At 36.7% G+C, this 5,452-nt stretch carries 8 protein-coding genes and 3 pseudogenes; 6 read left to right on the top strand and 5 right to left on the bottom strand.

From position 1 onward, the window contains the following. The 3 genes and pseudogenes from ACFIL8_RS07340 to ACFIL8_RS07330 all read right to left on the bottom strand — a co-directional run. A partial coding sequence (locus ACFIL8_RS07340) for a hypothetical protein (RefSeq protein WP_375689287.1) occupies positions 1-498 on the bottom strand: 498 nt, incomplete at its 3' end. Then, positions 440-1,499: pseudogene (locus ACFIL8_RS07335) on the bottom strand (hypothetical protein). The gene ACFIL8_RS07340 and the pseudogene ACFIL8_RS07335, both read right to left, overlap by 59 nt. Continuing rightward, the gene (locus ACFIL8_RS07330) at positions 1,489-1,968 is read right to left on the bottom strand and encodes a crossover junction endodeoxyribonuclease RuvC (protein WP_375613833.1); all 480 of its coding nucleotides are present in this window, start codon (positions 1,966-1,968) and stop codon (positions 1,489-1,491) included. The pseudogene ACFIL8_RS07335 and the gene ACFIL8_RS07330 overlap by 11 nt, the downstream one beginning before the upstream one ends. 29 nt (positions 1,969-1,997) lie before the next feature. Between ACFIL8_RS07330 and ACFIL8_RS07325 the strand changes: the two genes are divergently transcribed. Then, positions 1,998-2,420 carry a hypothetical protein gene (locus tag ACFIL8_RS07325; protein WP_375689285.1) on the top strand — a complete coding sequence of 141 codons (423 nt, stop codon included), beginning with the start codon at positions 1,998-2,000 and terminating at the stop codon, positions 2,418-2,420. 164 nt (positions 2,421-2,584) lie between these two features. Beyond that, positions 2,585-2,875, top strand: coding sequence for a hypothetical protein (locus ACFIL8_RS07320; RefSeq protein ID WP_375689283.1), 291 nt, complete (start codon positions 2,585-2,587; stop codon positions 2,873-2,875). Here ACFIL8_RS07320 and ACFIL8_RS07315 read toward each other — a convergent pair. Both ACFIL8_RS07315 and ACFIL8_RS07310 read right to left on the bottom strand, forming a co-directional pair. Further along, positions 2,872-3,276, bottom strand: coding sequence for a hypothetical protein (locus ACFIL8_RS07315; protein WP_375613831.1), 405 nt, complete (start codon positions 3,274-3,276; stop codon positions 2,872-2,874). The two genes, ACFIL8_RS07320 and ACFIL8_RS07315, sit on opposite strands and share 4 nt — an antisense overlap. Positions 3,277-3,331: 55 nt before the next feature. Continuing rightward, positions 3,332-3,583, bottom strand: a pseudogene (locus ACFIL8_RS07310) (helix-turn-helix transcriptional regulator). 109 nt (positions 3,584-3,692) lie between these two features. Between ACFIL8_RS07310 and ACFIL8_RS07305 the strand changes: the two are divergent. The 4 genes and pseudogenes from ACFIL8_RS07305 to ACFIL8_RS07290 all read left to right on the top strand — a co-directional run. Then, entirely contained in the window at positions 3,693-4,310 is a 618-nt protein-coding gene (locus ACFIL8_RS07305) for a helix-turn-helix transcriptional regulator (RefSeq protein ID WP_375613830.1), read from the top strand. Between the two features lie 156 nt (positions 4,311-4,466). Continuing rightward, complete coding sequence (locus ACFIL8_RS07300; RefSeq protein WP_375613829.1) at positions 4,467-4,841, top strand: hypothetical protein; 375 nt, start codon at positions 4,467-4,469, stop codon at positions 4,839-4,841. Positions 4,842-4,906: 65 nt separating this feature from the next. Then, positions 4,907-5,341, top strand: coding sequence for an antA/AntB antirepressor family protein (locus ACFIL8_RS07295; protein ID WP_375613828.1), 435 nt, complete (start codon positions 4,907-4,909; stop codon positions 5,339-5,341). After that, a pseudogene (locus ACFIL8_RS07290) lies at positions 5,334-5,452 on the top strand (phage regulatory protein/antirepressor Ant); the annotation flags it as partial. The gene ACFIL8_RS07295 and the pseudogene ACFIL8_RS07290, both read left to right, overlap by 8 nt.

Genomic DNA, 5,452 nt, shown 5'->3' with positions numbered 1-5,452 from the left:
CTGTGGACCAAAGCGTTTCATTATCCCACCAATGCCATTTAAAGTCTCTTCAAGCTCTTGCTTGTGAACAAGCGTTATAGGTGTTGAATGCTCTTTCTCTGCTTGTTCTTTCAACTCCTTTTCACGGAATCTCAAAACAGCATTGCGTACAAAATTGGCTTTTCTCAAAAGACTGTTTTCTAAATCTCGACACAACCTGACAAGTTCTCGTGTGCTCGGAAAAAACGTATCGGATAAACAATTTATTTCATCACATAAAATCCGTTTGACCACTGTCATCAGTGACCATGCAGAGACATTTTCCAAAACCATTCCATAGGTCAACGCCATTCCCTCATGGTCTGATTGTTGTGCTATTTTCAAACCACACGACAGCATGCGAATAGCTTTTGCTATATCCTCTTTACCTGCTTTCACGGCGAAGAGCTCTTGCAATTGATCACCAGCCTCTAAAGCAATCGATTCCTGCTGTTTCGTTAATTGGCTGCCATCCTTCAAAACAAACGGACCGCTCGGAGGTATCATCGCATGAATGTGTTTCAAAATACCCTCGATTTCCGATATCAAGGAGACTGTCTGCGATACGCTCCCCAATGCTTTTTTGCTTTTGAGTGTAATTTCCATTGTTTCCACCATTGTTGTTCGTGTTTTTTGTTTTTTCTAAAACCTCGATAGCCTTTCGTACCCAGTTACGCCATGTTGCTTGCCAATCGGTTTTGGTTGCATTTGCTCCGGCTTTTGAACGCCAATAATCTCGAAATTTTGCGATTTCGACTTTCACGCGCTCTGGAGGCAAGCCCTCTTCGATTGCAAAATCGTAATCGGGTTCAAAATCCTCTGGCAATCGACAACCGCGATTAGCTTGCGCTCGTTTTGCTTTTTTGGGAACGTTCTCTTGCTCGTGAATGGGAGGTTGGTTGTCTGATGAGGTTTCGATTTGCTCTGATGTGGTCTCAACAACAGCAACCTCTGTTGGCTCGTCAACCTGTTCGTTTGTTTCTAAACTTTCAGAACCAATTTCTTTTTTTGCTAAAACGATAGTTTTAGTTTTTTTATTATATATGTTATTGTCTATGTTAATGTGTTTCATCATGATGTCATCATGACCTCGTGATGACATCATCATGGTCTTTTGATGAGTCATCTTTATGTTTTTTTCTCTTAGTATTCGCAGCTTTTATAGCTTTTTCTGAAAGTTTATTTAAATTCTCATTGCAATTTTTTAATTCTTCTTCAACATCGAGATTCCATAAACGACCATCTGCTAAACGAATAATATATCCTTCTTCTAGCAAAACATTCAAAGCTGTCTCAAATTTCTTTACTGAATAACCAATGTAATGAGACAAAACTTTAATGTTACAAAAAAGAGGTTCACCAGTACGAAGCATGCGAAACCGCAATCTCATATAGATATTACCTTCTACAGGAGGTAAATAATCGACGACCACCGCCCATTTATCGGCAAACAGTCTCGTCCATGGTATTTTACTGGACATGTATATCCCCTTCTTTCGTTAAATATAAAATTGCCAAAGCATCTGCTTCATTATCATCACAAGGCGTGTGACCTTTTGCACGCATTGCCTTAATCATTTCTTCTTTTGAAGCATTTCCTTTGCCTGTCGTTGCTTTCTTAATGGTAGCAACAGGAATGCCTTCATATGGTATCTGATGATGTTCACACCACGCTGTTAAGGTTGCTAGAAAGCCTCCGTAAATATGAGAAGCGTCTGTACCCACATGCCGGCGCACCTCTTCAAAATATACCGCGTCAATTTCATCAACAGATCTCTTTAGTTCAGTAAGCCACCGTTTAAAGCGTAAATAACGCATACCACCGCCTTCAAAACGGCGTGATTGAAAATCTTCTGTATCGCTTGTTATGTGACCATCCGCACCGCATATTGCCCAGCCTGTCTTGGTCCCTAGATCAAGACATAAAATGGTTTGTGCGTTAGTGGTCATAATCCCCCCTTAAGGCTCTACGTATTTATATGTGTGTTATGACAGAACGTGTTGTGATTGCTTGTCTTGAAAAAATGTTTTTGAAAAAGTATCCTCCCAACGATTCTAAAAAAGTGGGGGGAGTTATGATACAAGAATGGATAAAGATATTTCTTACAGGTTTCCTGTCATTTATCGGATCTCTTTCAGTAGCGCTTATTTTAAGAAATAAAGACCGTAAAGAAGCCGCTAAAATCCGCAAAGATGATTTAGAAACAGCTGCAAAAAAACGAGAAGAAGATAGAGAATGGATAAGCAAGCAATTTGCAGAAAGCCAAGAACAGACGATAGTTCTTAAAGAGCAAGCAATATCGACAAAAGATCTTGCCAAATGGTCAGAAGAACATATTAAAATTTTGTTAGATAACAAAAGAGTAGAGGATTTAGGAACGCCACCTTCTATATATATATAACTGGACCCCACTTGCCAACAAAAGGCAAGTGGACGCTTCTTTGTTTAAAGATAAAAAACAATGCACAAACTGTCATCCACGTTTTAAATATAAAGCTAAAAGATGGTTCTCGCTTTATTCTTGGATATGGCATTAGATACAAACCGGAAATAAGATTGCGGCAAATGCAATCACCATATGTTAATCCTGATGCCAGACCAACGTCACACACAATATCATCCGGATACTGTGAGAAAGCAAAGGATTTTCGAACGGGACAAGAAATCGATGTTAATATTTCTATAGCTCCCTCAGAAGATAAGTACACAGGAATCCTTATTTTTGTAGCTGCGCGTGAAGAAGATATAAAAGCCCAAGTTACTTTAATCATTACTCATACATCCCCATTGAAACCAGAAACAACAATGACTGTAACGACACAAACCGACCTCATAGACTTTAAAAAATTGGATTAACTCAGATTCAGACACACACTGCATGCATCATCTATTAATTCAATTTCTTCTTTTCTTTTTTCGATGAGTTTATCCCTTAAGAAATCAAGCTTACTTTTGACTAAGGCTGTAAACAAGATCAGCTCATTTAAGCGATAAAAAGATGACAACTCTTGAGAAAAATAATTATCAAACCAAGTTGTAAAAGCTTGCGTAAACACAGATAAAAACCATTGATTAAAATCATCGTACGGAAATAACGGAAAATATTTTCTATCATCACGCGCAAAGATACTATGCAGCATATAGACAAGAAAACCTGTTGATGAGGGATCTATCCTTATTTCAAAACATGCATCTTCAGGCGAACGGAGACCATAATATATGGTTTCCTGTCCAATCTTATTAACAAGATCAATCAACTGGACTTTGCTTATAGTGATCTGTAGGACATCTATCATCTCTGATCTTTCTTCTTTAAGAATGTGAATGATGCTGTTGATGTTCATTCTTTTCTGTGGGAGAAGTAGTAAAAGCAGGCATAGGGCTAGAACTATCCTTCAACTTTTGCAGCTTGAGATAATTTATTACGGAGATAGATCCTCTTTTTTCCCACTTGCAAACAGCTGCTTGAGTTACACCAAGCATTTTCGCCATTTCTGATTGTGTTCAATTAAATTTGCCCCGTATTGACTTAGTCAAATTCTTAAAATCTTCTCGTTGATCCATTTACAAGCTCCAATTACAGCTTTGTCTTATTTTATTCATATAATTATAGTTATATAAAGTCAATGAAAATTATCTTTATCAACGATAAAAAAATAAGGTAAGCAGAAGTATGAGTAATAAATCTAATATCATAAGCACATTAAAAAAGATTTTGACCGAGTTTAACTTAACGCAAGAAGATGTAGCCAAACGGCTAAACGTAACACAAGCTTCAGTGTCTAAGTGGTTAAAAGATTCTGATCCACGCGGCTCTAATCGAGATGCCATTTTAGAATTATATAAAGAACTAAAAGGGGATAATCACTTCACAACTTTTGTTCCTCTTATGGGGTATATTGGAACAGGAACACAGATAGATCCAAGTTTTGAACAAATCCCTGAAGATGGTCTTGAACAAGTAGAAATTCCTTTTGCTTTACCTGATGATATGGTTGCTTTTGAAGTTAAAGGAGATTCTATGATTCCAGCCTATAAAGATGGAGATATGGTTATCGTAAGACGGCGCCAAATTAAAACAATAGAATCCTTTTTTGGCAAAGAAGCCGTTATTTTAACACATGATAATAAAAGATATATAAAGCAGATTAGCAGGGGAATGAATGGTGAAATAGATCTGCTTTCTTGGAATGCCTTGCCTATTAAGAATGTTAAAATTGTGTGGGTTGGAGAGATATTTGCTATTTTGCCAATAAGTTCTTACAGCAAGATGATTCGGACTTATCGCTAATTATCCTCCCCTCTTATTCAGCAAGATATTATAATATTTTTTATAAAAATATAACTTTTTATAATTTTTTGCTTACTATTTTATAATTATAGTTATATAAGTAATTATATAAACCACGCACAAACAATCGCCAAGAGGCGTTAGGGAGGAAAAATTATGGATAAGCCAATTCTTATAAATTCCAATGAAATTTTATTAGTTGCCTACGATAAAGATCAACACATTGCAGAGTCTGGACCACTTGATGCAAGCCAAATTCTAAGCATTGTTGATGAGGTAGATGATGCAATCCAAATCTTTCGCATCAATCCTTCTGAGAATAATTGTGAAGATATCTCTGAAGAGATTGCAGAAGCATATGTAAAAGAAAATATCGAACATCTCCATGAGGATAGTGAGGTTCATGACTTTGTACGCGAAAGTGATGTTTACCAAGAACTTTTAGACGAGATCGCAGACGAAAAATATAATGATGAGATTTACGGTACTTACGAACAACAACACCGTTTGCGTCCTTGTGATGTGCTTTAAATTCTGAAGGGCGCATTTAAAAGCGCCCCCTTTCATTCATCAATCCCATCAACATGAGGTTCGTAATGGAAAAGCTTCTTGCTACTCAATACAATATTATCCAGCATCAAAAGGTTCAAACTATTAGCGCTCGTGATTTATATACCTTTTTAGAGGTAAAAACCGAGTTTAGAAAGTGGATAACAAACTGTATTAAAGAACTTAGCTTTAGAGAAGATGTCGACTTTGTACTTTCTACTAAAGAATTATCAAACTCCTCACGTGGAAATCCTTTTAAAGATTATGCTCTCACTTTAGACACAGCAAAACACATTGCCATTTGTGAACCTGGTCTCAAAGGTAAACAAGTGCGTGAATATTTTCTGAAATGCGAAAAAAAAGTAAATTCAAAAATCGATTATTCAAATCCTGAAACATTAGAAGATTTCTTAAGACATCTAAGACAGCAAATCAAGCACAATGACAATGTTGTCACAACGAATGGAGTGAAGCATGCATAATTTTATCACAACATCTGAAAGAAATTTTCAAAATACAACAGTTCAAACGATGTCTAGTCGTGAAATTGCAGAGTTATGCGGTAAGCAACATGCGCATATTATGCGTGATAT

The organism is Bartonella sp. AP57NXGY (genome assembly GCF_042195805.1).
Classification (GTDB): domain Bacteria; phylum Pseudomonadota; class Alphaproteobacteria; order Rhizobiales; family Rhizobiaceae; genus Bartonella.
The sequence above is the reverse complement of the archived record's forward strand: the minus strand, read 5'-3'. Positions and strand labels throughout refer to the sequence as shown.

Excerpts from the sequence above, each read along its gene's own strand:
- ACFIL8_RS07330 (WP_375613833.1), bottom strand. The coding sequence starts at position 1,968 with ATGACCACTAACGCACAAACCATTTTATGTCTTGATCTAGGGACCAAG.
- ACFIL8_RS07325 (WP_375689285.1), top strand. The coding sequence starts at position 1,998 with ATGTGTGTTATGACAGAACGTGTTGTGATTGCTTGTCTTGAAAAAATG.
- ACFIL8_RS07320 (WP_375689283.1), top strand. The coding sequence starts at position 2,585 with ATGCAATCACCATATGTTAATCCTGATGCCAGACCAACGTCACACACA.
- ACFIL8_RS07305 (WP_375613830.1), top strand. The coding sequence starts at position 3,693 with ATGAGTAATAAATCTAATATCATAAGCACATTAAAAAAGATTTTGACC.
- ACFIL8_RS07300 (WP_375613829.1), top strand. The coding sequence starts at position 4,467 with ATGGATAAGCCAATTCTTATAAATTCCAATGAAATTTTATTAGTTGCC.
- ACFIL8_RS07295 (WP_375613828.1), top strand. The coding sequence starts at position 4,907 with ATGGAAAAGCTTCTTGCTACTCAATACAATATTATCCAGCATCAAAAG.